Origin of the sequence: Chitinimonas arctica, assembly GCF_007431345.1 — a bacterium.
GTDB classification, from domain to species: domain Bacteria; phylum Pseudomonadota; class Gammaproteobacteria; order Burkholderiales; family Chitinimonadaceae; genus Chitinimonas; species Chitinimonas arctica.
This window is the reverse complement of the sequence record NZ_CP041730.1, coordinates 4184310-4209335: the sequence shown is the minus strand read 5'-3', so window position 1 is coordinate 4209335 and position 25026 is coordinate 4184310. Positions and strand designations below refer to the sequence as shown.

The 25026-nt window shown below is 59.8% G+C and carries 33 protein-coding genes; 7 read left to right on the top strand and 26 right to left on the bottom strand.

Translation table 11 applies throughout. The annotated features are described in order from the left end of the window. Window positions 1–2: 2 nt before the first annotated feature. From FNU76_RS19370 to FNU76_RS19340, 7 genes are all read right to left on the bottom strand, one after another. Window positions 3–608 (bottom strand): YfiR family protein, encoded by a 606-nt coding sequence (locus FNU76_RS19370; RefSeq protein WP_144279720.1) that lies wholly within the window; start codon window positions 606–608, stop codon window positions 3–5. Between the two features lie 140 nt (window positions 609–748). Further along, entirely contained in the window at window positions 749–1075 is a 327-nt protein-coding gene (locus FNU76_RS19365; protein WP_144279719.1) for a DUF7709 family protein, read from the bottom strand. A 372-nt stretch (window positions 1076–1447) separates the two neighbouring features. Continuing rightward, entirely contained in the window at window positions 1448–1690 is a 243-nt protein-coding gene (locus FNU76_RS25330) for a DUF4224 domain-containing protein (RefSeq protein WP_144279718.1), read from the bottom strand. A gap of 331 nt (window positions 1691–2021) precedes the next feature. Then, window positions 2022–2330, bottom strand: coding sequence for a phage baseplate assembly protein V (locus FNU76_RS19355; protein WP_144279717.1), 309 nt, complete (start codon window positions 2328–2330; stop codon window positions 2022–2024). Window positions 2331–2416: 86 nt separating this feature from the next. Continuing rightward, complete coding sequence (locus tag FNU76_RS19350) at window positions 2417–2680, bottom strand: hypothetical protein (RefSeq protein ID WP_144279716.1); 264 nt, start codon at window positions 2678–2680, stop codon at window positions 2417–2419. Between the two features lie 28 nt (window positions 2681–2708). Then, entirely contained in the window at window positions 2709–3065 is a 357-nt protein-coding gene (locus FNU76_RS19345; RefSeq protein WP_144279715.1) for a hypothetical protein, read from the bottom strand. A gap of 46 nt (window positions 3066–3111) precedes the next feature. Then, window positions 3112–3561, bottom strand: a complete 450-nt coding sequence (locus tag FNU76_RS19340; protein WP_223879098.1) for a phage virion morphogenesis protein — start codon at window positions 3559–3561, stop codon at window positions 3112–3114. Window positions 3562–3720: 159 nt separating this feature from the next. Between FNU76_RS19340 and FNU76_RS19335 the strand changes: the two genes are divergently transcribed. The 3 genes from FNU76_RS19335 to FNU76_RS19325 all read left to right on the top strand — a co-directional run bounded on the left by FNU76_RS19335 (window position 3721) and on the right by FNU76_RS19325 (window position 5711). Continuing rightward, window positions 3721–3987 (top strand): hypothetical protein, encoded by a 267-nt coding sequence (locus FNU76_RS19335; RefSeq protein ID WP_144279713.1) that lies wholly within the window; start codon window positions 3721–3723, stop codon window positions 3985–3987. A 366-nt stretch (window positions 3988–4353) separates the two neighbouring features. Further along, window positions 4354–4866: a hypothetical protein gene (locus tag FNU76_RS19330; protein ID WP_144279712.1), complete on the top strand. Its 513-nt coding sequence runs from the start codon at window positions 4354–4356 to the stop codon at window positions 4864–4866. Beyond that, window positions 4866–5711 carry a hypothetical protein gene (locus FNU76_RS19325; RefSeq protein WP_144279711.1) on the top strand — a complete coding sequence of 282 codons (846 nt, stop codon included), beginning with the start codon at window positions 4866–4868 and terminating at the stop codon, window positions 5709–5711. The genes FNU76_RS19330 and FNU76_RS19325 overlap by 1 nt, the downstream gene beginning before the upstream one ends. A gap of 717 nt (window positions 5712–6428) precedes the next feature. Here the strand turns inward: FNU76_RS19325 and FNU76_RS19315 are convergent. Beyond that, window positions 6429–7031 carry a Crp/Fnr family transcriptional regulator gene (locus FNU76_RS19315; protein WP_308418572.1) on the bottom strand — a complete coding sequence of 201 codons (603 nt, stop codon included), beginning with the start codon at window positions 7029–7031 and terminating at the stop codon, window positions 6429–6431. 543 nt (window positions 7032–7574) lie between these two features. Here FNU76_RS19315 and FNU76_RS19310 point away from each other — a divergent pair. Continuing rightward, window positions 7575–8660: a calcium-binding protein gene (locus FNU76_RS19310; protein ID WP_223879097.1), complete on the top strand. Its 1086-nt coding sequence runs from the start codon at window positions 7575–7577 to the stop codon at window positions 8658–8660. Window positions 8661–8888: 228 nt separating this feature from the next. Further along, window positions 8889–10892, top strand: coding sequence for a methyl-accepting chemotaxis protein (locus FNU76_RS19305; protein ID WP_179958198.1), 2004 nt, complete (start codon window positions 8889–8891; stop codon window positions 10890–10892). A 91-nt stretch (window positions 10893–10983) separates the two neighbouring features. Here FNU76_RS19305 and FNU76_RS24185 read toward each other — a convergent pair whose 3' ends face one another. From FNU76_RS24185 to FNU76_RS19260, 8 genes are all read right to left on the bottom strand, one after another. Further along, on the bottom strand, window positions 10984–11481 hold the full coding sequence (locus FNU76_RS24185; RefSeq protein ID WP_179958197.1) for a hypothetical protein: 498 nt from the start codon (window positions 11479–11481) through the stop codon (window positions 10984–10986). Further along, entirely contained in the window at window positions 11471–11992 is a 522-nt protein-coding gene (locus FNU76_RS19290; protein WP_144279705.1) for a lysozyme, read from the bottom strand. Before FNU76_RS19290 ends, FNU76_RS24185 begins: the two co-directional genes overlap by 11 nt. Beyond that, window positions 11989–12237 carry a hypothetical protein gene (locus FNU76_RS19285; RefSeq protein WP_144279704.1) on the bottom strand — a complete coding sequence of 83 codons (249 nt, stop codon included), beginning with the start codon at window positions 12235–12237 and terminating at the stop codon, window positions 11989–11991. The genes FNU76_RS19290 and FNU76_RS19285 overlap by 4 nt, the downstream gene beginning before the upstream one ends. Before the next feature lie 69 nt (window positions 12238–12306). Beyond that, window positions 12307–13350: a phage late control D family protein gene (locus FNU76_RS19280; RefSeq protein ID WP_144279703.1), complete on the bottom strand. Its 1044-nt coding sequence runs from the start codon at window positions 13348–13350 to the stop codon at window positions 12307–12309. Window positions 13351–13352: 2 nt separating this feature from the next. Continuing rightward, entirely contained in the window at window positions 13353–13559 is a 207-nt protein-coding gene (locus tag FNU76_RS19275) for a tail protein X (protein WP_144279702.1), read from the bottom strand. Beyond that, the gene (locus FNU76_RS19270) at window positions 13534–14448 is read right to left on the bottom strand and encodes a phage tail protein (protein ID WP_223879096.1); all 915 of its coding nucleotides are present in this window, start codon (window positions 14446–14448) and stop codon (window positions 13534–13536) included. Before FNU76_RS19270 ends, FNU76_RS19275 begins: the two co-directional genes overlap by 26 nt. 9 nt (window positions 14449–14457) lie before the next feature. Then, complete coding sequence (locus tag FNU76_RS19265) at window positions 14458–16848, bottom strand: phage tail tape measure protein (protein WP_144279701.1); 2391 nt, start codon at window positions 16846–16848, stop codon at window positions 14458–14460. 93 nt (window positions 16849–16941) lie between these two features. Beyond that, the gene (locus FNU76_RS19260; protein WP_144279700.1) at window positions 16942–17268 is read right to left on the bottom strand and encodes a phage tail assembly protein; all 327 of its coding nucleotides are present in this window, start codon (window positions 17266–17268) and stop codon (window positions 16942–16944) included. Window positions 17269–17371: 103 nt separating this feature from the next. Here FNU76_RS19260 and FNU76_RS19255 point away from each other — a divergent pair, with 103 nt between their 5' ends. After that, window positions 17372–18031 carry a hypothetical protein gene (locus FNU76_RS19255; protein ID WP_144279699.1) on the top strand — a complete coding sequence of 220 codons (660 nt, stop codon included), beginning with the start codon at window positions 17372–17374 and terminating at the stop codon, window positions 18029–18031. Window positions 18032–18048: 17 nt separating this feature from the next. Here FNU76_RS19255 and FNU76_RS19250 read toward each other — a convergent pair whose 3' ends face one another. After that, window positions 18049–18552, bottom strand: a complete 504-nt coding sequence (locus FNU76_RS19250; RefSeq protein ID WP_144279698.1) for a phage major tail tube protein — start codon at window positions 18550–18552, stop codon at window positions 18049–18051. Between the two features lie 11 nt (window positions 18553–18563). Next, a complete protein-coding gene (locus FNU76_RS19245) occupies window positions 18564–19733 on the bottom strand; it encodes a phage tail sheath C-terminal domain-containing protein (RefSeq protein WP_144279697.1) in 1170 nt (389 codons plus the stop codon). Between the two features lie 261 nt (window positions 19734–19994). On the opposite strand from FNU76_RS19245, the gene FNU76_RS19240 reads away from it, so the two are divergent. Beyond that, window positions 19995–20300 carry a hypothetical protein gene (locus FNU76_RS19240; protein ID WP_144279696.1) on the top strand — a complete coding sequence of 102 codons (306 nt, stop codon included), beginning with the start codon at window positions 19995–19997 and terminating at the stop codon, window positions 20298–20300. Here the strand turns inward: FNU76_RS19240 and FNU76_RS19235 are convergent. Genes FNU76_RS19235 through FNU76_RS19200 form a run of 8 tightly spaced genes read right to left on the bottom strand, consistent with a single transcriptional unit; the run spans window position 20297 to window position 24819 of the window. Further along, window positions 20297–20839 carry a hypothetical protein gene (locus FNU76_RS19235; protein WP_144279695.1) on the bottom strand — a complete coding sequence of 181 codons (543 nt, stop codon included), beginning with the start codon at window positions 20837–20839 and terminating at the stop codon, window positions 20297–20299. The two genes, FNU76_RS19240 and FNU76_RS19235, sit on opposite strands and share 4 nt — an antisense overlap. A gap of 4 nt (window positions 20840–20843) precedes the next feature. Continuing rightward, a complete protein-coding gene (locus FNU76_RS19230) occupies window positions 20844–21758 on the bottom strand; it encodes a hypothetical protein (protein WP_144279694.1) in 915 nt (304 codons plus the stop codon). Further along, window positions 21758–22078 (bottom strand): hypothetical protein, encoded by a 321-nt coding sequence (locus FNU76_RS19225; RefSeq protein WP_144279693.1) that lies wholly within the window; start codon window positions 22076–22078, stop codon window positions 21758–21760. The genes FNU76_RS19230 and FNU76_RS19225 overlap by 1 nt, the downstream gene beginning before the upstream one ends. A 50-nt stretch (window positions 22079–22128) precedes the next feature. Beyond that, window positions 22129–22743, bottom strand: coding sequence for a phage tail protein (locus tag FNU76_RS19220; protein ID WP_144279692.1), 615 nt, complete (start codon window positions 22741–22743; stop codon window positions 22129–22131). A gap of 7 nt (window positions 22744–22750) precedes the next feature. After that, the gene (locus FNU76_RS19215; protein WP_144279691.1) at window positions 22751–23377 is read right to left on the bottom strand and encodes a phage tail protein I; all 627 of its coding nucleotides are present in this window, start codon (window positions 23375–23377) and stop codon (window positions 22751–22753) included. Next, entirely contained in the window at window positions 23367–24260 is an 894-nt protein-coding gene (locus tag FNU76_RS19210) for a baseplate assembly protein (RefSeq protein WP_144279690.1), read from the bottom strand. The genes FNU76_RS19215 and FNU76_RS19210 overlap by 11 nt, the downstream gene beginning before the upstream one ends. Then, window positions 24257–24622 (bottom strand): GPW/gp25 family protein, encoded by a 366-nt coding sequence (locus tag FNU76_RS19205; RefSeq protein ID WP_144279689.1) that lies wholly within the window; start codon window positions 24620–24622, stop codon window positions 24257–24259. The genes FNU76_RS19210 and FNU76_RS19205 overlap by 4 nt, the downstream gene beginning before the upstream one ends. After that, window positions 24622–24819 (bottom strand): hypothetical protein, encoded by a 198-nt coding sequence (locus FNU76_RS19200; RefSeq protein WP_144279688.1) that lies wholly within the window; start codon window positions 24817–24819, stop codon window positions 24622–24624. Before FNU76_RS19200 ends, FNU76_RS19205 begins: the two co-directional genes overlap by 1 nt. Window positions 24820–25026: the final 207 nt, after the last annotated feature.

Below are 25026 nucleotides of genomic sequence, written 5' to 3'. Positions count from 1 at the left end.
GCTCAAAGCTCCTGAACAGTGCGTGCCAAGCTCAGCAACTGAGCGTTGAGCCTCAGTCTTGCCCGCTTGGCGACCGCCAGATTGATCTCGAAACCCAGCTTGCCGCCAGCGGTCACCAAGCCGATGACCCCACCTTGGCCGATAAAACCTTCGCCGTCGCCGACAGTCAGCACCGGCGCGCCCCCCAAGCCATCCAGCATGGCTTTGTGCTTGCCCGCCGCACCTTCCAGAAAGACGATGTGGCAGGTTTTAAGCTGCTCGGCTTCGTTGACGACTTGCACCTGCAGCTTGCGGCTCTGCGACTGTTTGCCTTCGATACCCAGTATGGCCAGGCCTGTTTCGCTTTTGCCATTGAGCAGGCAAATAAAAAAAGGCGTATCCGTTCGGGCAGCCTCTTCCGGCCATTGCGTATATTTGCTGAAATTGAAGATAAAGGCCGCCTTCAATTGGGCGGCCGTCATGGCCGATGGGGCGGCGGTCACGGAGGGCAGCATGGCGCCATACACCAAGCAGGCAAACAGCCCCGTCGGCAGGCGCAGATCTTGCCGCCTGGCGTGGATACCGGCAAGCGGCGAAACCCAATCGACGATACGCGCAGCGATCCCCACCGTAAGCCGTCCTCCTGTCGTGCCGCGGCGCGGGGTGCATGCCCCCGCCGCCTTCCAACCTTAGCACGTGGGGGCCATTCGGCTGGGGGACATGCAATCGCGGCAAGTGGCTGGATTTCCCGCAACGACGCCCGGTCGCTTTAGCGTTGGCCCGCCTGGTAGGCCTGCGCCTTCAGTCCGACGAAACGGCGGCCGGGATTGTCGCCGGCGACCCACTCCTCCGGCGAAAAGAGATCGAATAATCCCACCTTGAACAGTGTCGCCACGGCAAGCTCCAACTCACGCTCAACCTCGCCACGCGCGCCCTCGTTATACAGTCCGACGTTATGCAGCATGGTGGCGACGGTACCCGTCTGTACCTTGCTGCCGTCCTTGAGCGTCACGGCGGGCAAGGTCTCGCCCTCCGCCAGGATCTTCTGGTTGACGCCAGCCAGGCGATCGTTGGTTTCCGGGGTGGTGAACGACATGGGCTATCCTCGCAAATGGCTTGCGCGCGCGGCGCGGGACACGATTCTGTCATGCCGCGCCGCGGCTTGCATAAGCAGCTAAGGCGCAGCGGATGGGAGAGACGGGAGCATTACCGCGCCATCCTGAGCGCACATAAGAAAAGGGCTTAGCCATGCAGCTAAGCCCTTGATTCTATGGTGCCGATGATCGGAATCGAACTGACGACCTTCGCATTACGAATGGTGAGAGTCAATGGTAAGTGGCTGTTTTTATTGGATATACCGTGCTTGCCGCGCTGTATTTCCTAGCATGCTAAGCCACAATCTGCCTGAATCTCACCAGGGCATAGCAAGAAATTAGCATACCTCGCAGGGGTGCTTTTTTGGTCACTACTACGCGCCCGACCTCAATACACCAGGCACCCACTGAGGTTTTTCTTCTTTCACCCGAGGGGGGCTACTAAGGAATTGCGAGCGGTACACAATGGGTGCTCCACGGGCATTGACCTTGTGGGCTAGGGCATTGAGCCGCAACCAGTCACACTGAAGTTCCTCCCTGGTCCGGCCGCCTCTGCCTGTGGCAATGCCGGTTAGCACAACTACTTCTTCGGCGGTCAGAAAGAGCGGTTCGTTCATAAGCTTCCTTGGGGCGTGATTGGTTGAAAGTACAGCATAGGCTGAAGTTCAGACTCTGCACTGCGATTGGTAGCGTCTGTCGTGTTCTTTTGCAGGTATGTCTTTTTGACATTCGTGCCGGGAGCGCCGTCACAGGTTCGATTCCTGTCGGAGGCGCCATCTCTAAACCGCCCCAAACCGCTCAAAACCGCTCAAAACCACGTAGTTGCAAGGTTTCCACGGTTTCCAGACCATCACCCGGTGGCTTAGAGCGGCTTCAAACGGCTTGTGTATTCACACGCTAGTCACACGTGAAATTGCCCCTGGTCAGCACCTACATAGAGCCCAGACCTCATGGGTAGGCGGTGACGTGGAGCGAGGGTTGTTTGCTGGGGGCTTTGTGGGTATCGGAAAACAAGCCAGGCAGCACGGCCCCGGTGGCCGGATCGCCACTCGGCGAAAGCAGCATCACCTGCTCGCCCTTGGTGGGCGGATTCCATTGGCGGGTTTGGCCGGCGCGCGGGCTAAGCCACGGTAGCCAGTCGGTCAGGAGCTTGCCGGTTTGCACACGGCAGAGGGCGCGGTCGTGATCGATTTCGGCGATGGTGCCGAAACGCAGGAGGCTTTCTAAACGGCGGTTGAGGTCGGGGGCGGTATCCATGCGCCCAGGATGCCGGGCACAGGGGGAATGGTCATGCGGTGGACGTTGTGCCGGGCGTCGCTACCCGTGAGCGTGACGAGCAGGTGCTAGGCGTGCCCGGCTAGCGCGGTGTTTTGCGCGAGGTGATTGATGCGGCCCCGCCAAAAATACATCGCGCTTTTGGGGGAGGTATCGAACTTGTGCTGCGCAAGCGGTATGCCGTCCAAGGACAGCACGGCCCAGAAATTTTGACCGTCCAGCTCGGCACGATTGACCAGCGTTTCAAAGGCCCGCAAGGCGGCTTGCGCATCGAGCGTCAGGGTTTTTTCGCTGATGAGCTTATCCGCATCGCGTAAGTAGACTTTGAACACGCCATTCCCCAGGGTCGGCAACACCCCTTCAGGATAGCCCCTTCGCTTCCCTTGAGCGCACAAATCCGTATGGCTCCACTTCACGGTAGGCGCGGCAGATCGCGACGACATGCGCCGCCGCCAATGGGGTCGGTTCCAGCTCTTCAATCGCCATGGCGTGGTGGACCGCCAAATCGATCAGTCGGGTGGTCATATGCGTTATGGCCAAATCTTCCGTTTCAAACTCCCTGCTGACCTGGTGTATGGCTCCCCCGTTAGTGAGTTGCACGCCCTCAAGTGCCAGGCCAAAGTGCCACAGGGGTCTACGCGGTGCATCGATGCACAGGAAAAGGAAGATTTCGCCGCCGCTATGTTCATGGTTGAGTTCGACGATTTGATATTTCACGCTTTGGTGCCTCCTGCGTTACCACGGCAGGGTGGTGTTCTCGATGTCAACTCGTCAGGTGCTGCAAGATGGCCAACTTCAGCACCGCCAAGTCATCCGTATTGACTCCCAGCAACGGGCGTGCCGGATAAAGGACTGCCGGTCCGCCCGGTGTTACCCGGTCACGTAGGCCGAACTGGTGAACCTTGGCGATCCGCCCGATCCGTCCAGCAAATCCCACTGTAGCTGCCTCATCCGTCGTTTGCGTCTTCAGAAATCGTAGGGTGCGCAATTTGGCGAACATCGGCCGCCGCAGCTTGCCGCGCTGGTCGCGGCTGTTGCCGGTCTTGCGCGGTGCGAACGGTTCACCCTCCGGCGTGACTTGCTGCGCGATGCGCTGGGCATTGGCGCGGCGTAGCGCCAGGGCAATCTCGCGCGCCAGCTGGCGTCGCTGGGCGGGCTCCAGCTTCGTAAGCAAGGCATCGCACCAGTCGGTCAAGGCGTGTAGATCGTTCACGGTTGCGCATCCCATTCACCCACCTTGGCTCCCTTGATAAACAGTTCCCAATGCATCACGTCGCCATGCGGATGCAAGGGCGGTTCCCCGCGGGACATTGGCGAACCGATCAACGCGATGTTGCTGCGAGTATAAGGCTGGTTGAACGAAGGCCAGACCGTGAAAATCCTCACGGACCGGGCCAGCGCAACGGGCAGCAATTACCAGCTCAAGAATTGGCTACGGGATAATGGGCTAAGTGCTGTGGAAGTCGTGCCGCTGGCGGAGCCGGAAATCGTGTTGCGCGGCTTCGTGGCTGATGTGTGCGGCATCATGAATTGGGCCAGTAGCCCGCGTAAAGATGGCTACAGCAGCAACGGCTCGGATGAGCGGAGCATGGCCTACGAGTACTACCACCGGGTGGGCTACCCATACTGGAAGGGCTAGGCTCGGCCCTCCATCCCCCGGCGTGCTGATTCAAGCACGCCGCCTTGCGGCTCGCTCTGCCTGGCCCCGCGCCGCGCTAAGCGGGCCGCTTCCGCTTCATCCCCCCGAATGACGCCACGCAAGCCGACGGCAACGTGCGGGCGCCGCGATGCCGGCGGCTCGACCTTCGCCTTAGCCGCTCGGTTCTAATACCTTGCGAATTGCGCGCAGGCGGGCAAAAATGCACCCCTGGAAAAAATTTAGCTCTTTAGAACATCTGCGGCAGGAAAAAATGGCGTAAAGCCGCATGGGGCCTAGGTTTGCGGGCAGCGTGTACGACGGTTTGCGTCAGGGCCAACTATATATGCCTATGTGTATGGCAATCCGATGCACTATTCCGACCCGTATGGATTGTTTGGAATTGAAGACATCCCGACGATTCCACAGCCTGTCGTAGACTTCTCTGCTGGCTTTGGTGACACCTTGTCATTTGGTTTGACCGATATGGCCCGTGACCAACTTGGTACAAACGGCTCGGTGGATAAATGCTCGGCGTCCTATACCGGTGGAGAAGTGTCTGGCGTGTTAGTGAGTACAGCCATTGGTGGCGCTGCTGGCTGGAGAGCTGCCGGTACCAAAGGCTGGGGCAAAGAGTTTTCGCACTGGATACCAAACCGAAAAGGTGGACCTCGCTCGCTTTGGAACGGCAATTATGTAACGAAGGTTGAACATGCTTTGTCTGACCCATACCGCTACAGATTTATGCCGCGTACTTGGAAAGAAGCTAATCCAATGCCGAATACAGTGATTCAGCAATGGAACCGAATTCCTAACGTATATAAGGGTGGAGCAGCAGGCGCAGCAATCGGTGTTGCAGGCGCTGCCACGAATTCAGACTAATGGAAAAAATCTTCAACTTCCTGCTAGGCCGGGCAGATTTCTGCCCATTTGAGACTCGCATTATAGAGGAGGTCAAAGCTCGTCTAAACGAGCGCGCGGCCTCCCTGTTGCAGCGTCAAATGGAAGCAATCAACAAGGTACAGCGATTGGCTGACGGCAAAGAAGTGAATCTTTATCAAATGCGCTTTGGGAAGCCGGCATTTGATGAGAGCCTTCGCTTTCCCAATACTGGCGAAGAAGCGCTTCTCGCAAGCGTCAATTTGATTGCGCCAGGTAAGCAGGCAAAGCTAAAGGCTGAGGTCTGGTTAGCCAATGGCCGACTCTTTTCCCTGGCATTTAACAAGGCACCTAAGCAGTTCTTTGCAGGCTCAGACTTGAAGACGGTACAGCCTGAAATTGCTGACGTGAAAATCTGGTTCGACCCTCTGAGCCCAAGCCCAGCGGGGTTTGTAGATGAGTCGATGCTGCCTGCGTGGCTGTTGAATGATGGCCGATCCTTGGCCGATACAGAGAGCCTCCGCGCCCCGTTGCCGCAGTCGGAGCAGGCCGCATATATTGCCCGCGTTGATGCGCAACTGCCGCAGGACTATCTGGAACTTATTGCTCGGACTGAGGGGCTTACTCTTGCATCCGCTGTAGTTTATGGGCTAGCGAAAGTTAGGGAGGTTATCTTCCCTGAAGCAAACTACTACATCTTGGCAGATATAGAAGGCGTAGGCGCTTTGGCAGTAAAATCCGGCAACCAAAGTGCAGAGCTTTATCGGCTTGACTATGAAAATAGTACAACGCAGAAAATTGGAACATCATTCCAAAAGGCTGTTACTGAATTGGTAATGCCGCGCTGATTTGCGTCATTCAGTAGAAAGCCATTGCAGGAGGAATCCGCGCTGGGATTTACTATGATGATGGTTCAGTCATAGCACCGCTCAAAATTGGCATCGCCGTCGAAATACTCCTCGTCGCCCAGGTCATTCAACCAAGGCGGCGGGCCTGAATCGGCGCAGGCTTCCCAATACCCCGCTTCATAAGGTGGGGGTTCTAGCTCGTTGGCGTCATCCCTCCAGGGCGGCGGCTCCGAATCGCTGCAAATCTCCCAATAACTGGGCTCGTAGGATGGCGGCTGGTCGTCGGTCGTCGGTCGTCGGTCGTCGGTCGTCGGTCGTCGGTCGTCGGTCGTCGGTCGTCGGTCGTCGGTCGTCGGTCGTCGGTCGTCGGTCGTCGGTCGTCGGTCGTCGGGATCATCTGATCTTTTTGCGGAAGGTAGTTCTATCGTTTATCTATTCAAATAAGGAAATCAATTTTCTGGAGGAAATATTTTACGGTAAAACGTTACCAACCGGTTCCCTGCTTTCTGAGTAGCATGGTTTCACGTTTTGATGCTTTAAAGCCAATATGATCGGAATGCAGGCGACTGGGTCCTTACTGTTCAGCTTGCAGATAAGTCGTTACGCCGCCAATTCAGCTGGCAGTAGGCGGTTGTACTCTTTCTTGACCACCGCGTAGCACTCGCAGCTGCGTGCTTCCAGCCCCATTCGATCCAGCACCGAGATATGGCCGCGCGCTTAGCGGATCAGCCCGGCACTCTGCAAATTGAGTGCCGCTTCGGTGACGCTCCCCCGCCGTACCCCCAGCATGTTAGCAATCAGTTCCTGCGTCATCACCAATTCGTCACTCTGCAGGCGATCCAGGCTAAGCAGCAGCCAGCGGCATAGCTGCTGGTCGAGCGTGTGATGCCGATTACAAGCGGCGGTTTGCGACATCTGGGTAATTAGCGCCTGGGTATAGCGCAGTAATAGATGCATTACCGGTCCGGCCCGGTAGAACTCTTCCTTCATGACCTTGGCGCGTAGCCGAAACCCTAAGCCTGCGCTTTGCACCACCGCCCGGCTGGGGGTGGAATCCCCTCCCATGAAGAGCGAAACCCCCACCAGTCCCTCGTTCCCGACCACCGCGATTTCTGCCGGTGCGCCGTTTTCCATCACATACAGCATGGAGACGATGGCGGTGGTGGGAAAGTACACATGGCTCATCCTGCTACCGGATTCGTACAGTACCTGGCCTAGCGACAGTTCGACCGCTTCCAGCTGTGGCAACAAGCGCAGCCATTCGGCGTCGGGTAAAGCTGCCAGCAGATGGTTATCCCTGGGGTTGGGCGGGTCGATCATGGTGCGCCTCCTGAACTGATACTGGGGTGGCTATCCAGGTAGCCTTCTCGTTGCTGCCAAGGATATACACACCTGACGCTACTTATATGTCTGGTAGCGTACCTATGCATCCCTACCCGGTGCGGGTATTTACCGTTCTTCAGCCTAACGGTGCGACATTTGGTAGGGTACCGGCCCTACTACGCAAGGGCAGCGGGTATTGCGCCTAGAAAGAAAAAACACAGGGAAGCGGTCCTCTTACGCCTCCAAAATGGCCTCTTTGCAGTCGGAACGCTCAAAACTATTTGCGGCAGCTGCATAAAAAGGCTTTGCAGGCGCATCCGCTCGCGTCCTCGTATGCTTACGAGGCTGCTCCTATCTCATTGTGAATACCGACTCCTGCCGCCGAATCCAGTTCTGCAGGTCCGCTAACTGCCTGGCGTTGTCCTGGCAGGCTTGATAGTTGGCGGTAACGGTGCCCAGTGCGTCATCGCTTGTAAACTCGCTGGCAGCCGCATCAGCGCTGCCGGTGGACTGGGGAATGATGGACAGGGCTGCGGCATCGTGGATGCCAGCCGTAGCGTGCGGGTACTGAATCACTTCAACGGCGGCGAGTCGGCGATTGCCTATGTTCAGCCCATGAGTGGCAACGGGATATCAGCCGCCGAGATTGCCCGGCTGATCCCGCCCAATACCCCCACGACCGGCAACGACAACCTCAATGGCACCGCTGCCGCCGAAAGCCTGGCGGGCGGCGCCGGCAACGACACAATCTATGGCCTAGGTGGCAACGACACCCTGGCCGGCGATGATGGCGACGACCGTCTCAACGGTGGCGACGACAGCCTGCGCGGCGGGAATGGCAACGACCAACTGTTCGGCGAGGCCGGCAACGACCTGCTCGATGGCGGTGGCGGCGACAACACCCTCACAGGTGGCCTAGGCCATGACTTCTACATTGTCAGCAATGGTCGCGAAATGATTGTCGAGAACGCCAACGAGGGCAGCGATACGGTGGTGACTGGCGTCACGCACACCCTGGGTGCCAATCTGGAGAACCTCACCCTCGCCCCCGGCACCGCTTCCATCAATGGCACCGGCAATGCGCTGAACAATGTGCTGACCGGCAACAACGGCGCCAATCGCCTGGATGGCGGCTTGGGCAGCGATACCTATGCCCTGGCCAAGGGCGGCGGCGCTGACATAATCCGCGACTTCGACACGACCGCCAACAACGTCGATGCCATCCAGTTCAAGGATGTGAAATCAACCGAGATCAGCGCGGTGCAGAAGGTGGGCGTCAACTTGGTCCTGAAGTACGGCGCCGCCGACCAAGTGACCGTCGAGAACTACTTCGACGCGACCAATGCGCTGGCCTATCGCCTCGAGCAATTCAAGTTCAGCGATAGCGTGGTGTGGAATCACACCCACATACAAGCCAGAGCGGTAACGGCCAAGTGGGCGGATGCCAGCGGCGACAGCCTGGAAGTGCTACCCCGTCCGCCGATGGTCGCGTCCGTGGATCAGCAGTTAGCCAGCTTGGTCAGCGCCATGGCGACGTTTGCGCCGATGGATGCAGCCTTGCTGCACCAGTCCATCCCGGCGCATGAGCATTACGCGCCGATGCTGACGGCAAATCGTTTGATGTAGCATTTCCCTGCGTCACTAGTCGGGTCGTGATGGCCCGACTATTCAATGCCGTTTCTCCCTGCGGATTCCCTTCAGAAAAGTGGGAACGTTCACTCGCTTGGCGCTGGAGAAGGATGCACGGCAGGTGCGAGGTTGTCGATTAGCAGGCAGGGCACGCCTGATCCTGTCTTGAGGAGACGAGTCTGCCTATCTATACCTAGCTTGTAGGCAACAAGCGAGGTAATGGCAATGCTGAGAACATTTCTTGACCGGCTGATGATGTGGCAGAAATTTATCATCCTGGCGGCATTGGGGATCGGCTTGGCACTCCCGCCGATCTATCTGTATTTCAATCATGCAAACACTGTCATCGATGTCTCTTTGAACGAGCAACTCGGCATCGGCCCAGGGAAAACCGCGCTCAATCTATTGCAACAGGTTCAACAGCACCGTGGACTCTCGGCTGCATTTCTTGGTGCAAGCCAACTTGCCGATAAGCGACAAGCGAAGCAGGAAGAAGTCGAAAAAACGCTCGCCCTGCTGGAAACCCAGCTGAAAGACCAATCCGGTGACCTCAAGGAGCAGCTGCAAAAGGTGCGGGCCGATTGGCAAGGATTGAGCGGCGGCGTGGCGGCGCGCAGCATTGACGTGCCGCAAAGTTATCAGCAACACACCGCGCTTTGTGTCTACCTGCTCAAGGTCGTCGAACAGATCGCGGATCAATTCGGCCTTTCCTTAGACCCGGACGCCGACACCTATTATTTGATGCGCGCGGTTTATGTAGACCTTCCTACGCTCGCGGAGAACTTGGGCCAGTTGCGCGCAAAGGGAGCAGGCCTGCTTGCCACCAAGCAGATCGATCAGAATGGCAAAGCCGTCATGTATGGCCTGCTATCAACGGCCCGCTCCGGCACGGAACGGATGGAGAATACGCTGAAGAAGGCTATTGCCGCGAACAGTGACCTTCAAGCGAAGATGGGTGCCTTGGTGGTCGAGGGAAGTAAAAATGCCCGCGATGCCGCTGAACTCGCTCGGAGCAAGGTTGCCAGCATGGATACGCTTGACTATCCCGCGCCCGACTACATCGCGTTCTTTACCCAGTCCATCGACGTAGAGTTCAAGCTTACGCATGCCGCCATGCAGCAACTCGATGATCTCATCGCGGCGAGGATCAGCCATCAGCGCAGCACCCGCAATCTCCTCTTCGCAGCGATAGCCGTGATGGCAAGCCTTGCCGCCGTCATCGGCTGGCTGGTCGCGGCGAGCATCTTGCGGCCCGTTCGCCAAGCGCTCGCGGCAGCGCAAGCCGTGGCTGCCGGTGATCTTACTCATGCCATTGAAACCGGAGGTAAAAGCGAAACGGGCCAGATGCTGAATGCTTTGGCCCTGATGCAGCAATCCTTGCACAAAACAATCACCAGTACGCGCGACCATGCGAATGAGTTGGCGAATGCCGCAGATGCATTGGCGACCAGTTCAACACAGGTATCTCAAGCCTCCAGCCAACAAAGTGAAACGACTGCGGCCATGGCGGCGGTGGTAGAACAATTGACGGTCAGCATCAGCCAGGTCAGCGACAACACCGATGATGCGGGGCGAGCTTCTGTGAACGCAGGGAAACTGTCGCAGGAAGGCACACTGGTTATCCAACAGACGGCAACCGATATCCGCGATATTGCGGCGAGCATCCGCTCGACGGCGACGACGATCAGCGAACTAGGAGAGCAATCCAAGCATATCAGCGGCATCGTTGCCGTGATCCGCGAAGTGGCGGACCAAACCAATCTACTGGCTTTGAATGCGGCCATCGAAGCCGCCCGTGCGGGGGAATATGGCCGTGGCTTCGCCGTTGTGGCCGATGAGGTACGTAAATTGGCCGAGCGCACCAGCGGGGCCACCAAGGAAATTGCGCAAATGATAGAGCAGATCAGATCTCATACCACCGAGTCGGTGGCGGGGATGAATATTACCGTGGAGAAAGTAGGCAGTGTGGTGGCGTCTGCGGAACAGGCACGCAGTGCGATAGAGCGAATCACGAAGAGCGCAGCGGTCGTCGAGGATGCCGTCGGCGTGATTAACACGGCGTTGAAAGAGCAAACGACAGCAAGTACCCAAATTGCCTCCCGCGTGGAGCAAGTGGCGCAGATGTCAGAAGAAAATACTGCCGCCGCTTCCGCAACTGCTGCCTCGGCACAGGGATTGACCGTGCTGGCGACCGCCATGCGAGAGGAAGTGAAGCACTTCAACGTGTAAGTACGGTCTTGCCCTTTGTTCAGCCGCCTGCGTTTTGCCGACCCTTCGCTTATACGCCATCCTCGGCGCAATAGAATGACGGGTAGTCGCGCTAGTGATGCAACTGCTGATGCACCCAAGCCTGTAAATCAGCTAGTTGCCGCGCGTTGTCTTGGCAGGCTTGGTAGTTGTCGGTGATGGTTTGAAGGGCGTCATCGCTTGTAGAGTCGCTGGCGGCCGCATCAGCGCTGCCGGTGGGCTGGGGAAGGACGGACAGGGCTGCGGCGTCGTGGAGGCGCAGCCACTCGCGATCCAGATGGCACACAGCATGATCGGGACTCGCCACATAGCGAATCACCTCCTTTTCAATGGTTCGGTAAACGACCCCGTCACGGGTTCGGCCGGTTTCGTGTTGCTCGGCAACGATCTGGCTGATCGCCGCTTGCTTGCGCTGGATGCGAATCACGCGAACCAGGGCGGCTCGTGCCGCATCGTTGTCTTGGGCGTGTTCGGCTTGCTGGCCATGAAGGCGTCCCAGCGCGTAAAGACTGGTGGCTAGGGTCAACATCGCACCCCAACGCCAGTACCAGGGCAACAGACTAAACTGCATGCCGTACCCTGCCTTCGCACAGCGCCCGCTCTGCCGCACGACGATTCGCCAAACCTTGCACGTAGACCTTATTGCCGATCTTTGCGTCGGTCACATACGACCAGGCCGGCTGGCCGGCATCGTTGATCTGGATCGCGCGGCACGCCTTTCCCCAGTCACTCTGTCGAGCATAGCGAGCAGCAGCGGATTGGCAGGCGCCTGTAGAACCGACGTTGTATGCGAAGGCGGTCAGCGCGGCGGCCTGATTTGGCGTCATGGGAACGGCAATGCAGCGGCTGACAGCGGCGTAGGTCTCGGTCAGTTCCTCGCGGAGCCAGGCCTCGCAGGTGGCATCGCTGTAAGTCGCACCGATTTTGATCCGCTCGCCAGTCTGGCCCATGCAGGCCGTGGGGATACCGGCAACATCGAGATAGGTTCGATTGCGCTTGCCTTCCCATTGGATGACGAAGGGCGTGGCGAGGGCCAGCACGGCGGCGGTGCTGGCAGTGAGAATGCGCAGCCGGGTACTCATGGCTTATTTCCCGAGCCCAGCTGATGGATAAAGGCCAGCACAGCGGTCACCAGCATCACAATGGGCGTCACCCACTTGGCGACGGTGCCCAGCACTTCCAGTACGCGCATGCCGCCGCGTACGGTATCGAGGATCTCGCGCACCTCGCTGGTGATGGCGGTATTTTGCTGCACTTGGGCCGAGAGATCGGCCAATTTGTGATCGACCTGCTCGCGCCAGCGATCGGGTGGGATGGGATGTTGCAAAGGTACCTCCAAGGGCATCGGCAATAAAAAACCCCGCACGCGGCGGGGCACACTGTCTGGGATTGCGGGCTAGCGGGGCGGCGCGGGGATAGGCAGATCCGTTTGGCTGGTGCGGCCGACCTGGGGCTTACCGGCATTGCCGGCGTTCAGTTGCACGGTGGTGATCCAGCCAGTATGCGAATAGGCGTGTTCCACACTTTCGGCCAGAAAGACACCATCCACCTGCGGTTTAAAGCCCTTTAGACGCACTTTACGCTCGGCACATACACGGGCATCGCCACGCGCCAGGACCAGATGGCCGCTGGCGGTGGCGCGATTGAGGGCACCCAGCCGGCTATCGGCCGCGTCGCGGGCTGCCTGCGGATTGGCGTAGATATGGCGGTCGATATGGATCGCTGTCGCACCTGGTGGCGCAGAGGGGTTAGGCAAGACCAGCGGTACCGGCTGGCCTAACTTGGGATCGTGCCACTGGGTCCGAACCTTGGCATGGGCGGGTCGATCCGGAAACACCAGCGAATAGCTGTGGCATTGCGCCGGTGAAATGGCCAGCTCGGCCATGCTCCCGCCGCTGGCCTGTTGCCTACTATCACGCGTGAGGACCAGCAACTTGCCGGCTTTAACAGTGGCGGTGGCGTTGTGCAGCCGTGCCAAGCGCGTCAGAAAGTGCAGATCGCTTTCGCCCACTTGATCGGCCCGCACGATCTCCGCTTGCACGGCACACACCGGTTGCCAGCCATGCCGGCCGGCGATATCGCCCACGATGGTGGATAGGCTGGTGTCCTCCCAGCTGTTACGCCGGTGCGTCTTGCTGTCTTCGCTCACATCAGCCGCTTTGCAACGGATCAGGATGGCGGCCGGCGGGCCTTTCACCTCGATCTCATCCACCCGATAGCGGCCCAGGCGATTCAAGCCTTCGCCTACCCAGCCCAACGATACCGCCAATACCGCCCCCTTGCGCGGAAACGTCAGCTTCCCATCTCGGTCATCCAGCTCGATCTCGCAGCTGTCCGAATCCAGGCCGGGTTTATCGGTCACGCGGATTTCGATCAGCCGGTCGCGGATCAGGGCGGTAATGTCATGTTCGTCGGCCAGCACTTGAAAGTCGGGCTTCATGCCTAGGCCCACAGCTGGATCGCATCCTGCCGGCGGGCAGGCAGATCCGGAAACGTGATCAGCAGGCCGGACGGATAAGGCTGCGCCTGGGCCGCCAAGCCGGGGTTAGCGGCCAGGACGGTTTCCACCGTCCCATCCAGATAGCCGTAGATCAGTTGGCACAGGGTATCGAGGATATCGCCCTCAGCCGTTCGTATAGTCCTCGCCATAGCGCTGGAACTCCAAGGTAAAGGTTTGCTTGCGAGGGGCACCATTCGCCAGCAGGCCGGCCTGCTCTTCGTCGATCTTGGTCAGGTACCAGCGGCCCAGGACTTCACCGAAGCCGGTGGTCAGCGTGACGGGCTCCAGGGCGTAGCCGATCTTGCGCAGCCGATTGAGTTGCCCGATACCCGGCGCGCCGGTACCGAAATTGGCAGCGGTAAAGATGGCGCCGGACAAGGTGATGGTTTCCCCGCCCTGGCTGACCGCTTGCAACGCAGGCCGGCGCGTCAGCCGGTCCTGGCTGGCGACGTTGTAGGCCGTCTGGCGCTTCACACTGTCGTGCGCGGCGGTGCTGAGGTTGAAATAGAAGGTACCGCTCGGCGCAGTGAGGATCAGCAGGTGCGAAGCGGGGCCGGTGGCGCCGGTGAAAGGCGACGTGGTTGCCGCGCGCTGGGTGGTCGGCGACGGTGTAGCGGTCGGTACCGGGCCGGCGGCCAAGGGATGCTGCTGTTGGGCGCGGGTATTGGCCTGCTTCAGGGCTTGGCCCGCTTCCGCCAGTTGCTTGGCAATCTGCTGGGTCGCACTGCTGGCCTGGGAGACCGCAGCAACAATGCGGCCGCCTTTGTCCTGAATCGCCACCACAGCATTATCCAGGGCGCCATACGCGCGGCCCATGGCCGACCGATCGGTATCGGCAAGCGTTTGCTCGGTACCGCGCAGCTGGGACAAGCCCGAGGTGGCTGCCTGGATATCAGACACCGCTTGCCCACCGACCGATTGCAGCATCGCCGCACCCTGCCCAGGATCTTGCGCCAGCTTCGCCGCGACCAGTCCGACCCGGCCGGCGGCCGCCGCTGCGCGTGTGGCGGCTTGGCCGATTGCTTGAACGAGTGCCATGTGGTTTCCTTAAACGTGGGCGGCGTCATGCAGGGCGCCGCGTGCGACCTGGGCGCGGTAGTCTTCGAACATCCGTTTGAGATGCGGCATCAGCTCGGCAGCCAGGGCGCGCGGGTCTTTGACGTCGCCCTGGACGGTGATGGCCAGATTTGGGGCGAAGGTGAGTTGCTGGTTCGTGGTCGGTACCGGCTTGGTCGCCGATGCAGGCTGCGCCGTGGACAGACTGGTTACTGCGGGCTTGCCCTGCTTGGCGCGCAAGGCATTGACCTCGGCCAGCGATATCGGCGCATTGAGTTGGCGCAGTTCCTCGCCATGCAGCTGCTGAAATAGACCTCCACCTGCCCAGCCATCGCCGCCGCCAGTGACCTTGCCCACGCCCTTGTTGATTAGGGTACCGACGCCATAGCCAGCAGCCCCAGCACCCGCGACCATGCCGCCGGAAGTGGCAATCAAACCAGCCGAGCCGCTACCTGCGATAGAACCCAGGGTGGGTGCCATGCTGGCGACGCTGCCCATCGAAGCGAGGGCCAGACCGGGGCGGCCCGCATTGCCCAGGAGATTCAGGCCGCCGCCGACGATCCGTTCCCCTGCACCGCGTACCGCTTGCCAGGCGCGGCCCATTCGACCGACAGGCTGGGTGCCACCTGGCGTGTGGCGATTGGGCAGATCGATACCACCACTGCCTAAGCCACCTGCCGGCCAATTGGTGACATACACCGCCTGGGCATTGGCAGCACCGACCGCGTTACCCGCCCGTTCGGCCAGTTGACCCAGCCGGCCAGGTAGCCGACCCCGACCAGCCAGCAGCCCACCGCGCGCCAGATCGAAGGCCCCGCGGCCGATCTGCGCGCCGGCCTTCATGCCCTTCCAGGCAATCAGCGAGGCGCCCAGCACGGCCAAGGCGGCGGTCGCCTGCGGCACCGCACTGGCGAAGGTACCGATGCCTTGCCCGATCCCGCGTAAGGCCCTACCCACCGTATCGGATAGCGGTTGCAGCGCATCGCCCACGCGGCGCACGGCGTCGTCCCAGGCTTGGCCAACCTCGCTCCATAGTTGCTTGGCACTGGCGCGGCGGTCAGCGAGATCCTTCTCGATATCCTTGCTGGCAGCCTTTGAGTCGCGCTTGAGATTGGCGTAGAGCGCGCTGTTTTGCATATACGCCGTGAGGGCTGCCTTCACTTGCATGTCCGCAAACAGATCGCCGGTTTTCATGGTCTCGGCAAAGGCTTTCAGCATGGCCTGCTGATTGGACGGGTCTTGCTGCGCGATCTGCTTGGCTGCCTCGGCCAGTTGCTTGGCCTTGGTCGGGTCGATCCGCTCGACATAGGCGCGGGCCAACACGAAGGAGGCCTCGACCGTGTTCCAGCCTTTGCCGATGGCTTCTCGCATCTTGGCCTCGTAATCGATGCCGGCATCCTTGTACTGCTTCTTCGTTTCTTCCGAACCGATCTTGGAAAACCAGTTCTTCAGATTGTTGGCGGCCTGGTCGGCGGAGCCGGCAGTCTTCATCTGGACTTGCAGCATGGCGCCCAGGCTGGAGATGGACTCCTGCCCGACGATACCGACCTTCTGCATCTCGGCCAGCAGCTCGGGGAACCAGCGGGCCATGTCATTCGACTCGAACGAACCGGCCTTACCCAGGTAGGCGATGCTGTTCAGCGCTTTGCGCATCCCCTCCGGGTCGCCGATCTTGGCATTCTGCGCCAGCGCCTGGATCAACTTGGCGGTGTCGGTCCCTTCCGATGCCTGTCCAATCGAAAACTTGGCCGCATCGGGCGCGTAGGCCAAGGCTTGCTGCCGCGTCATCCCGCCGCCCACCATCACGTTCACCGCCTGGGCGACATCGTTGCGGGCCATGCCGCTATCAGCCGATGCTCTGACAATGCCGCGCGACAGCTTCTCCTCTTCGGCGGTACGGGCAATGCCGCCCTTGATGGCGATATCGCGGACGATGGCACGATAGTCGGCGCTGACCATGACCGGGGCCGCCATGCCCAGGGCGAACTTGCCGGCATCGGCCATGGCAGATTTACCCGCTTCCATGCCGGCGCCGATCCGCTGTCGGCCAGCCGCCTGTAGTTCCAAGCCGCGTGCAGTGCGACCCAGCCGGCGATAGTGTTGTTCCAGCCGTTCCACCTCGATGCCGGCCTGGCGCAAGGTGGCGATATTGCCGTCCAGCTTGCGACGTACGCCTTCGGCCGCCGCACTACCGGTGCGATGCAGCGTATTGAATTCCCGTTGCAGCTGCCGCGTCTCGCCGATCACCTTGTGCCACAGCTTGGCATCCTGGGTGCGCCGCTGTAGATCGGCGACCTTGCCCTTGGTCTCTGCGAATGCCTTACCCAGCGAGGCGCCGACCGCGCCACCGATGACCAGGCCGAGCGCGATTTCTCTCGCCATCTTGTCTCCTTGTTTTACGCCTCGCCGCCCAGCCACCACAGCACGTCATCGAGCGGCAGGCGCTCAATCTCGGACGGCTGGAAATGCAGCTCCTTAGCCAGCCGTTGCAGCAATCGGCGCAGTTGGTCCGGCGCCAGTATCGTCATCGGCTGCCAGGCGAAAATACGCCTCCTGCAGGCGACGGTAATCGCGCCAGGCCATGCCCTCCAGCTCGGCGACCGACACTTCGGCGAGGGAGGCGAACAGTTGCATCTCGCGCTCCGTTTCGTCGCTCGTCAGGCGCTGGGCATTGCGGATATCGCGTACCAGCGGAGCGCGTAGGGTGAGGCTATCGCGCAGCACGCCATTAAAGGTGGTGGCTTGGCGTAATTGCACCGTGATATGGCCGGCAATTATTTGTTGCGAATGAGTTTGGTTCATATTACGGATCCTTGGGTAAAAATACCTGGCGTTGAAAAGCAAGTTTTGCTAGAAATTAAAGGATCAATCGATTTGTTTTCGATGGCTCAAGTGCAGAAACATCATGGACAATCGTGACAATCTGACGAAGTCGCTTTTTAACAACGAAGTGGGATTAGTGTGCGATGGAAGCCACATGTTCGAAGGGCACTACATCGATACCTCCCTCGCAGCGGAATTGACCGGGGCAATGGACGGATCACGGATTGATTTACGTATCACGGCCACCGCCGCTTCATTTTTAATCAGCCATCCCGTGCTACTCAGTAAAACCGAGCGCATCCTCCATTTTGATAATGGACGATTTTGGATGGAAAACCATGGGCTCAGTATTAAAAAAGAAAAGCGGAAATGCGGCCTGGGTATCCGTATATTTGCGCGGCAGGCGTTAGCGGCCAAGGCGCTGGGCGCAAGAAGGATTGTCATGCCTGTAGCAGGCGGCATCCAGGGGGCCGAGCAATTGGACAGCGAATTGGTTTGGATAAAATTCGGCTTTATTTCCACCCTACCATTCGATATCCGTGCCCGCATTGGTTTTAGCGCAGGCGAGTTTAGCAATGTCCGAACTTTACAGCAATTATTCGCATTGCCCAGCGGGGCGCAATGGTGGGCGGAAAATGGTCATCCGTTTCGCATGGAATTCGATACTGCGGATAATTCATATAGCTGGTCGACGCTCACCGCCTATTTGAACCGTAAAAACATCACCCTTTATGAACATTGAATTACATCGCGAAGGGATCAGATGCCCAGGGCTTCGCGTACCTGCTCCAATTGATCCACCCCATCGATCACGCGCTTGCAGGCCAGTGGCTCGATCTCATACATGACCTTGCCATCCAGCTCCAGCTTGTAATAGCTGAGTGCAATGCCGAACTTGTTCTCCGACTTCTCGCCCGGCTTCCAGTCGCCCATATCCAGCTCTTCCAGCATGCCGCGCATGCTGATAATGGCGGCGACCACGGCGCCTTTCTGATCCTTGAAGGCACCTCGGAAGCTGCCATTGAAGGCGGTCTGATCGGCCAAGCCAAAGAACTTCAGCGCGCCGGCATCCAGGCCGGATAGGGTAAAGCTGCCTTCCAGCGTCTCCATGCCCATATCCATCTTGATGGCAGCATCCGAGCCGCCGGGGCGGTGGTCGTCGGTCTTGAGCTTGAGCTTGGGTGGTGTCACCGACATCGCCAGGCCGGCGTAGCCCTTGCCGTCGATAAAGGCATTCATGTTGTACAAGGTCTGCGGAATCATTGCGTCCTCCCTTATTTATTGGTGTTGAGGACTTCGGTGATCCATTGATTGGTCACCTCGACCCTAAAAATGGGGTTTTCCGCCGGTGGCACATCGGTAAAGCGGATATTCCAGTACACCCTGCCTTGTTCCAACTGGCTGGCGGTATTCAGTTCCAGATCCGGATAGACCTCGAAATTGATAATCGCGCCCTGGGCCTTCAGGTCACGCATAAAGGCCTGCAGCCCTTCCGTGACGTCCTTGACGTAGGTCTTAGTGATACTCCGGTCCACCGCCCACTTGTGGCCGTAGAGAATGGCGTCCATGACGATATCGAGCGTACGCACGCGGGTCACAAACGACCACTTGGGGTCGGCCGACAGGGTACGGTTGCCCCATAGCCGGAAGCCACCGTCGCGGATAATCGTGGTGATATGGGCGGCATTGAGCAGGTTGGCGCGGCAGGTCTCGTCACCATCGAGAAACTCGACGGGACGGCCGGTACCGGTCACTTCGACGAACTCCTTATTCGACGGGCTGGCCCAAAAGCCGTATTCCTTGTCGGTCCGCGCGAACAGGCCAGCTGCATAGGGAGAAGCCGGCACCACCACCTCGGCATTCGCGGTGGTATCCCAGATCTTCAGCCCTGGATCGACGGCATAGATGCGTTTAGAACCAAAGTTGGTGAAGTAAGCGATGGCGGCTTCATCGTCGGTATTCGGCCCATCGACGATAGCCACCGCTTTCAACTTGGCCGCCAGGCTATCCATGGCAGACGCGACCGGCTGCTTGGCCGAATGGCCGGGACAAACGATTAGCCGTGGCTGCGCATTGTGGCGGCTTTTGCCATCCAGTAGCGCCTGCATGCCGGTACGTAAGCCGGCCTGGGTCACCCCGCCGATGATTGCGCTAGTCAGCGCGGCGCCATCGGCGACACTGGGCACACCGACCGCCACGATCACGGCAGCCGCCTGGGCATAGATCCCTCGCGCGGCCTTCGCCAGATTACTGCCGGCGCCAAACTTGAGGACCGCCTCGCGGTAACTGGTCAGGAGGATCGGTTGATTGGGGGCGGCCAGCCCCTCGGCGGGGGTAAAGGTATCGACCAGGCCAATGATGGACGAGGACGGGATGGCGATGGGGCGCGGGCCTGTATCGACCAGGGTCACGGTCACCCCGTGGAAAAAACTCAGACTGGGCATGAAGTTCCAATTGAAAAAGCCCGCAGTGGGCGGGCAGGCTGGTTAAAGGGACGGCATGGGTGATTCAAGCGCGGACGGGTGCGCTTTCCTCCATCTGGGTGATGCGCAGGACAATGCTTTGCATTAGATTCTGCTAATGCATTTTATGAAGGTGCTGTGTTCGACAAGGAGAGGCATGTCTGTCCGAGTCAGGATGACCTTGTCGTGTTTCTCTTGCTTGATGGCTTAGCAGTGACCCGCCCATACCTAGGAGGAGTCCCCATGCAGATCTTTGATGCCCATGACGCAACCGACGATGTCATCTCAGCCTTGCAACAGCACGGCATCGTTGCCGTGGCCGGTTCCCGCGTGACAGCCATGTCGTTGATCGAGACCATTACACGGATATCCGAGCGCTTCGACCATATGATGATTATCCCGGGCTATCAAACCGTGCCTAGGCATGGCTATCTGTACTTCTTACGCGATGCCAATCGCTACCCGGCGGGTGATCCTCGTATCAAGTTCCTGCTGCTGAACATCGATGCTGGTGAAACCCGCTTCCTGGCGGAACGCAGGGCGGCCTAGGCGCGGAACACGCTGACCGTAATACCGGCAAAGCGCATCTGTGCAGCTTCCGGCAAACCGGCATTGATAGCCGTCTCATCGACCTGCCAGGCGCCATCGTCACCCGGCACGGTAAACGGCGCGGTCACGGTCACGACACCTTCCGCCATGGTCGCCAGCAGCAAGCCATCGCGGCCACCGTGCTGGCGGATCGGCAATCGAAAGCTGTCGCTTAGCGGCAGCACCGCCCCCGCCTCGTCGCGCAACTCTGCGGTAAAGCTCAGCGTTGCGCCCTGCGGGCAGATCACCTCATGGCGATCCAGGGCTACGGTGCTTTGATTGGGTCGGTCGCTGGTGACCTGGGTAATGACCAGTAGCGGGCGGACGGTTGGCCTGGGTAGACCATAGAGGGGCAGATCGAGGCTGCCGCTGTAGTCGGCGATGATATGGCCTGGCATGGCGGCCAGATCGGCATTGGCAAAGAAGCGAATCTGGTCCGGATACACAATTAATCCGGATGAGTCGTCGCTTCGTATAGGGAAATGCACACGTTTGTTCATGGTTTTAAATCCCTGCCAATGTGGCGACTTGGTTCAACCACGAATCGAGTGCCAGCCGCGTATACACCCCGCCCGTCAATCGCCTACCACCCGCAGGACTAAACACCGTGTACTTGCCGCCACCAATATGGCGAAGCAAGGCCGTCGCACCGTTGCTGGCCATGCTGACCGGGAAACCGATCTGGTTCGCCATGACGGCGGCTTGCCGACCGTTCCGTGCCAAGGGCAGCACGATGGGATCGGTGTTGGTGGAACCCGACTGCACGCTCGCGCTGGCCAACACCACCAGGGATTCGTCGGCACTGACATAGGCAAATCCGTTACCGGTGTTGTTCAATGGCACGCCATTCGCCGAGGTCACCACAGTCGGGCCGGTCACAATCGCACCGGTAGTGGGATGGAACGTCGTGCGATACACATTGCCATTGGTGGCGGACACGCTGTAGAGCGATAAATTGCCGGCGCCCTCGACGGGTCGGGTTAGCAGGTGGTTGTTATGGGCAAAAGCATTGTTGGCCTGCGCCGAAAAGCTTCCCACTACTGTGAGCGCTCCGGTCGCCAGCACAATCTTGTTGAGGTACATCGTCGCAGGCGTGGTACCCGTGAAATAGGTCATACACCAGATTGCTTGATCGACCGCATCGAAATAGATCGATTCACGCACCAAGGCGGTGATGGACGGAAAGTCGGTCAGCACTTTGGTCCAGATCGGCATTCCGGCAGGGTTAAGCAAGGCAAACCCCGGCAACGAGAAAACCTGTAGCGCGCTGCCATCGGTCAGCCAGGACACGGGCAGATAGCCGGCCGAGGCGCCAGTGTTGTCGCCCTGGGCGGCGGGGCGCGGAATCGCGGCAGGCCACGGAAAGACCGAGCGGGCTGCCACATTGCCAGACGTGGACGAAAGGATACGGCGGCCCATCAGGTCGGGAATCCAAAAGCACGGGCATCGACCACGCCCACCGCGCTGGCGCGTACATAGACGGTTTCGCCGGGAGAAATGGCAATGCCGCTGCGCTCCAGCACATTACTGATCATGCCTTCCGGATCGAGCGGGGTTTTCCACTCCAACCTATCACCGTTGACCACGCCACCGACGCCAATGGCGAGGCCCACATTCACGGTGTTCGCACTGCAATTGACCATATTGATATTGATTGTCGGCTGCTCGCCGGCCTGGGCGGTATAGAGCGGCTCCCAGGTGTCGGCGCGGGGAATACACAATTTGCCAAAGGTCGGCATAGGGCTCCAAGGGATAAGTAGATAGAAAGAAAGCGGCACCGCAGCGCCCGCTAAATCTGGCCGTGGAAAAACCGTTCCGCCCGACTAAACAAGCTGCGCACATCGCGCCATTCGGCATCGCCGGCAGCGGCGGTCTTTTTGACGAGGATCTGATTGGGCAAGCCGCCCAGCGGCAGCTGGGTCTGCTGACCCATTACCTGCAGCACCCATTGGCGCGAAGCCAAGGTCTTGCTGGGGTCGATACTGAGGTTGACCACGCTGGCATTGCCCAGGGCGACCACCATCTCCATCACCGTATCGACGCCCATGCCTTGGCTCAGGACAGGCTTGTAGCGGTCGGCGCAGTTCGCGACGGCAATGAGAGTGCCAGTGGAATCGAACAAGCCGATTTCGCGGATGGTGAAACCGCCGACATCGATGGGGATCACGATATTGGCGGTAATCCAGCCAGCGTTTTGCGCGTCGATGGCGACCAGGCTAATGGGACCGCGCCAGGTTTCACGCACGAGGCGGGTCTGTTTGGCATCAGGCACCACCGGCACCCCGCCCCCATCGCCCACTGCCATCTGGGTCAATTCAATGGTCTGTTGTTTCGCCAGGGCTTGGGCGATTCGGGCTAACCCGGCCTCGGTCGGCAAGGTGAACCAGTTTTGTACATCGGCCATAGGGCTCCTATCGGGATAAAGGGGCGCCGCGCGGCCGTATGCGCAGCACCTCCACGAGCGTGGTGGTGGCAGCCAGGGTGAGCGGCAGGGAGGGAGCGGATAGCAGGCGGAGTTGGTAAGGCATGACGCGTGACGTCTCGCCCAGGCAGGTGGCGGCGGCGACTTTCAAGGTGCCGGGCACCTGTTGGATGGCAGCCAGGCGGCGCAGGTGCGAACGCTGGGGCTTCCACAGGTCAATCACGCTCAGGGCATTGCCCACGGCGGCTTGATCCTCGGCGTTGCGCAGCATCAGCTGCACGTCGAACTCGGCCCAATGCGCACCGGGCGGATGCTCGATGAGGCGCGCCTCGGCAAAACCCAGAATCCCCAGCGCCCGCTGGATTGCCCAGGGCGTGCCCTTCTTACGATGCAGGGCCAGCGATTCGCGGATCAGTTGCCGGCGCTGGGCATCGGTCAGGGCGTAGGCCCAGCCATCCACCGACATGGCCCAGGCCAAGTAGGGCAAGAGCGGCGCCGGGCAGTGGTCGGCCGACCACAGCGTGCGCAGCACAGATGGATCGAGTGGCGAGGCGGTGCTGTCCGCGACGGCCCGCTCCAGGGCAGTGGCGTTGCTAGGGAGTAACTTAGCGCTCATCGCTATTCACCACCTGAATCGCCAGCTCGGTGCAGAGCGCTACCTCGTTGCCGGCCATCAAGAGATCCAGGGCAGGCTCCTGCAGATCCACTCGCACGATGCCAGGTACATGCAGCGCGGCATACAGACCCGAGCGGGGGACATCGCGACCGATCCTGCGGCAGTCGGCCAGATAGCCCGCCAAGGCAGCACGGGCCGCCGCTTCGGCGGGATCGCCATCGGGACCAGGGCGGCGGTACAACGTGGCGCGGAGGGCAAAGGGACGTAGTGAGGCGGCCCGCACCTGCACCGTGTCGCTCAGCGGTCGGCGATCCTCGGCAGACAGATAGGCCGCCACCGCACTGAGCAAGCCTGCACCGGGCGACCCATCGCCATCGACCGAAAGTACCGTTACCCGCACCGTGCCCGGTACCGGACTATCCACCGCCACATCGGCGACATGCGCGTCGGCGCTCAGGGCATGAAAAACGTAGCTATCGCGCGAGCCCGCCACCGTCTCGCCCTCCAAGGCCATCTGGGCACGCAGCCGCAGGCGTTCGTCATCCTCGTAGGTGGCCGGTACCGGCGGCTGCGCGGCGGGGTTGCCGGCATCAAGCAGCAACCGCGATACCCCCAGCAGCGCGGCCAATTGCTCCAGATCACTGCCTCGGGCAAAGGGCAGTAACACCGCCTGGGCGGCATCGTTGATCCGGGCGCGAAGGGTCAGCTCGTCATAGGTCGCCAGCTCCAGCAGCTTGATCACCGGGTCGGTTTCCAAGACGGCGCTGAACTGCGGATACAGGGTACGGAACCGACCCAACTTGCCCTGGAAGATCGTCTCGAAATCCAGTTCCTCGATCACCGCCGGCGGCGGCAGGCGAGCCAAATCGATGAGGTTGTTCATAGCGCCACCTCGATCAAAGCAGCCTCGCCATTGATTTCGGCATCGATCAGGAAATCAAAGCGGCCATCGACGATGGAACGCAGCGTCACCCGCTTTACCCGCACCAGCGGCTCGGTGAGCAATGGGCTCCAGTTGTGCGGTGCATTGAGCGCCTCGGCGATCTCGGCCTGCATGGCTGACTTGAGGCCGCCGTTAAACGGTAGATCGACCATCTCGGGCAAGCGCGAGCCATAGCGCGGCCGCATGCGGCGGCTGCCGATGCGGGTGGTGAGAATGTCGTGGATGCCTTGCACGATCAGCTCCCGGCCCGAGATCGGCTGGCCGGTGTCGCGGTGCATGCCGATAAAGGGCTGGGCGACCATCAGGCGGCCACGCTTTCGAAGTCGTCGTGCTGGTCCAGATAGGCGACTAGTTCGGGGATGTCGGTGACGATGCGGGACTTTTCGACCCAAAAGGCCCGACCGTCTTCTAGGATGAGGGTGCGAGATTTAAAAGCGACATCGAGATAGGCGCGGGGAATCGTTGGGATAGAACTGATTACAGCCTGGTTATTGGTCATAAGTGATACTCTAAAAAGGGAAAACCCCGCCTAGGCGGAGTCATGAAATCGTTGCAAGTTGAGAAAATTCATCCAATCATGCTTGCAGTTTCTGTATGCAAACTATCATTACCAGCCATTAGAATGGACCTGATTATGTCCCTTGCTCAGTCACTCCAGGCTTCGTGGGATGAACCGTTCAAAATCGTCGCGCATTTGACCTGCGTC

What these genes read in the sequence shown, in the direction of transcription:
- FNU76_RS19365 (WP_144279719.1), bottom strand. Translation starts at nt 1,075, where the DNA reads ATGTCGTTCACCACCCCGGAAACCAACGATCGCCTGGCTGGCGTCAAC.
- FNU76_RS25330 (WP_144279718.1), bottom strand. Translation starts at nt 1,690, where the DNA reads ATGAACGAACCGCTCTTTCTGACCGCCGAAGAAGTAGTTGTGCTAACC.
- FNU76_RS19355 (WP_144279717.1), bottom strand. Translation starts at nt 2,330, where the DNA reads ATGGATACCGCCCCCGACCTCAACCGCCGTTTAGAAAGCCTCCTGCGT.
- FNU76_RS19330 (WP_144279712.1), top strand. Translation starts at nt 4,354, where the DNA reads ATGCACTATTCCGACCCGTATGGATTGTTTGGAATTGAAGACATCCCG.
- FNU76_RS19325 (WP_144279711.1), top strand. Translation starts at nt 4,866, where the DNA reads ATGGAAAAAATCTTCAACTTCCTGCTAGGCCGGGCAGATTTCTGCCCA.
- FNU76_RS19315 (WP_308418572.1), bottom strand. Translation starts at nt 7,031, where the DNA reads ATGATCGACCCGCCCAACCCCAGGGATAACCATCTGCTGGCAGCTTTA.
- FNU76_RS19305 (WP_179958198.1), top strand. Translation starts at nt 8,889, where the DNA reads ATGCTGAGAACATTTCTTGACCGGCTGATGATGTGGCAGAAATTTATC.
- FNU76_RS24185 (WP_179958197.1), bottom strand. Translation starts at nt 11,481, where the DNA reads ATGCAGTTTAGTCTGTTGCCCTGGTACTGGCGTTGGGGTGCGATGTTG.
- FNU76_RS19290 (WP_144279705.1), bottom strand. Translation starts at nt 11,992, where the DNA reads ATGAGTACCCGGCTGCGCATTCTCACTGCCAGCACCGCCGCCGTGCTG.
- FNU76_RS19280 (WP_144279703.1), bottom strand. Translation starts at nt 13,350, where the DNA reads ATGAAGCCCGACTTTCAAGTGCTGGCCGACGAACATGACATTACCGCC.
- FNU76_RS19275 (WP_144279702.1), bottom strand. Translation starts at nt 13,559, where the DNA reads ATGGCGAGGACTATACGAACGGCTGAGGGCGATATCCTCGATACCCTG.
- FNU76_RS19270 (WP_223879096.1), bottom strand. Translation starts at nt 14,448, where the DNA reads ATGGCACTCGTTCAAGCAATCGGCCAAGCCGCCACACGCGCAGCGGCG.
- FNU76_RS19265 (WP_144279701.1), bottom strand. Translation starts at nt 16,848, where the DNA reads ATGGCGAGAGAAATCGCGCTCGGCCTGGTCATCGGTGGCGCGGTCGGC.
- FNU76_RS19260 (WP_144279700.1), bottom strand. Translation starts at nt 17,268, where the DNA reads ATGAACCAAACTCATTCGCAACAAATAATTGCCGGCCATATCACGGTG.
- FNU76_RS19255 (WP_144279699.1), top strand. Translation starts at nt 17,372, where the DNA reads ATGGACAATCGTGACAATCTGACGAAGTCGCTTTTTAACAACGAAGTG.
- FNU76_RS19250 (WP_144279698.1), bottom strand. Translation starts at nt 18,552, where the DNA reads ATGATTCCGCAGACCTTGTACAACATGAATGCCTTTATCGACGGCAAG.
- FNU76_RS19245 (WP_144279697.1), bottom strand. Translation starts at nt 19,733, where the DNA reads ATGCCCAGTCTGAGTTTTTTCCACGGGGTGACCGTGACCCTGGTCGAT.
- FNU76_RS19240 (WP_144279696.1), top strand. Translation starts at nt 19,995, where the DNA reads ATGCAGATCTTTGATGCCCATGACGCAACCGACGATGTCATCTCAGCC.
- FNU76_RS19235 (WP_144279695.1), bottom strand. Translation starts at nt 20,839, where the DNA reads ATGAACAAACGTGTGCATTTCCCTATACGAAGCGACGACTCATCCGGA.
- FNU76_RS19230 (WP_144279694.1), bottom strand. Translation starts at nt 21,758, where the DNA reads ATGGGCCGCCGTATCCTTTCGTCCACGTCTGGCAATGTGGCAGCCCGC.
- FNU76_RS19225 (WP_144279693.1), bottom strand. Translation starts at nt 22,078, where the DNA reads ATGCCGACCTTTGGCAAATTGTGTATTCCCCGCGCCGACACCTGGGAG.
- FNU76_RS19220 (WP_144279692.1), bottom strand. Translation starts at nt 22,743, where the DNA reads ATGGCCGATGTACAAAACTGGTTCACCTTGCCGACCGAGGCCGGGTTA.
- FNU76_RS19215 (WP_144279691.1), bottom strand. Translation starts at nt 23,377, where the DNA reads ATGAGCGCTAAGTTACTCCCTAGCAACGCCACTGCCCTGGAGCGGGCC.
- FNU76_RS19210 (WP_144279690.1), bottom strand. Translation starts at nt 24,260, where the DNA reads ATGAACAACCTCATCGATTTGGCTCGCCTGCCGCCGCCGGCGGTGATC.
- FNU76_RS19205 (WP_144279689.1), bottom strand. Translation starts at nt 24,622, where the DNA reads ATGGTCGCCCAGCCCTTTATCGGCATGCACCGCGACACCGGCCAGCCG.
- FNU76_RS19200 (WP_144279688.1), bottom strand. Translation starts at nt 24,819, where the DNA reads ATGACCAATAACCAGGCTGTAATCAGTTCTATCCCAACGATTCCCCGC.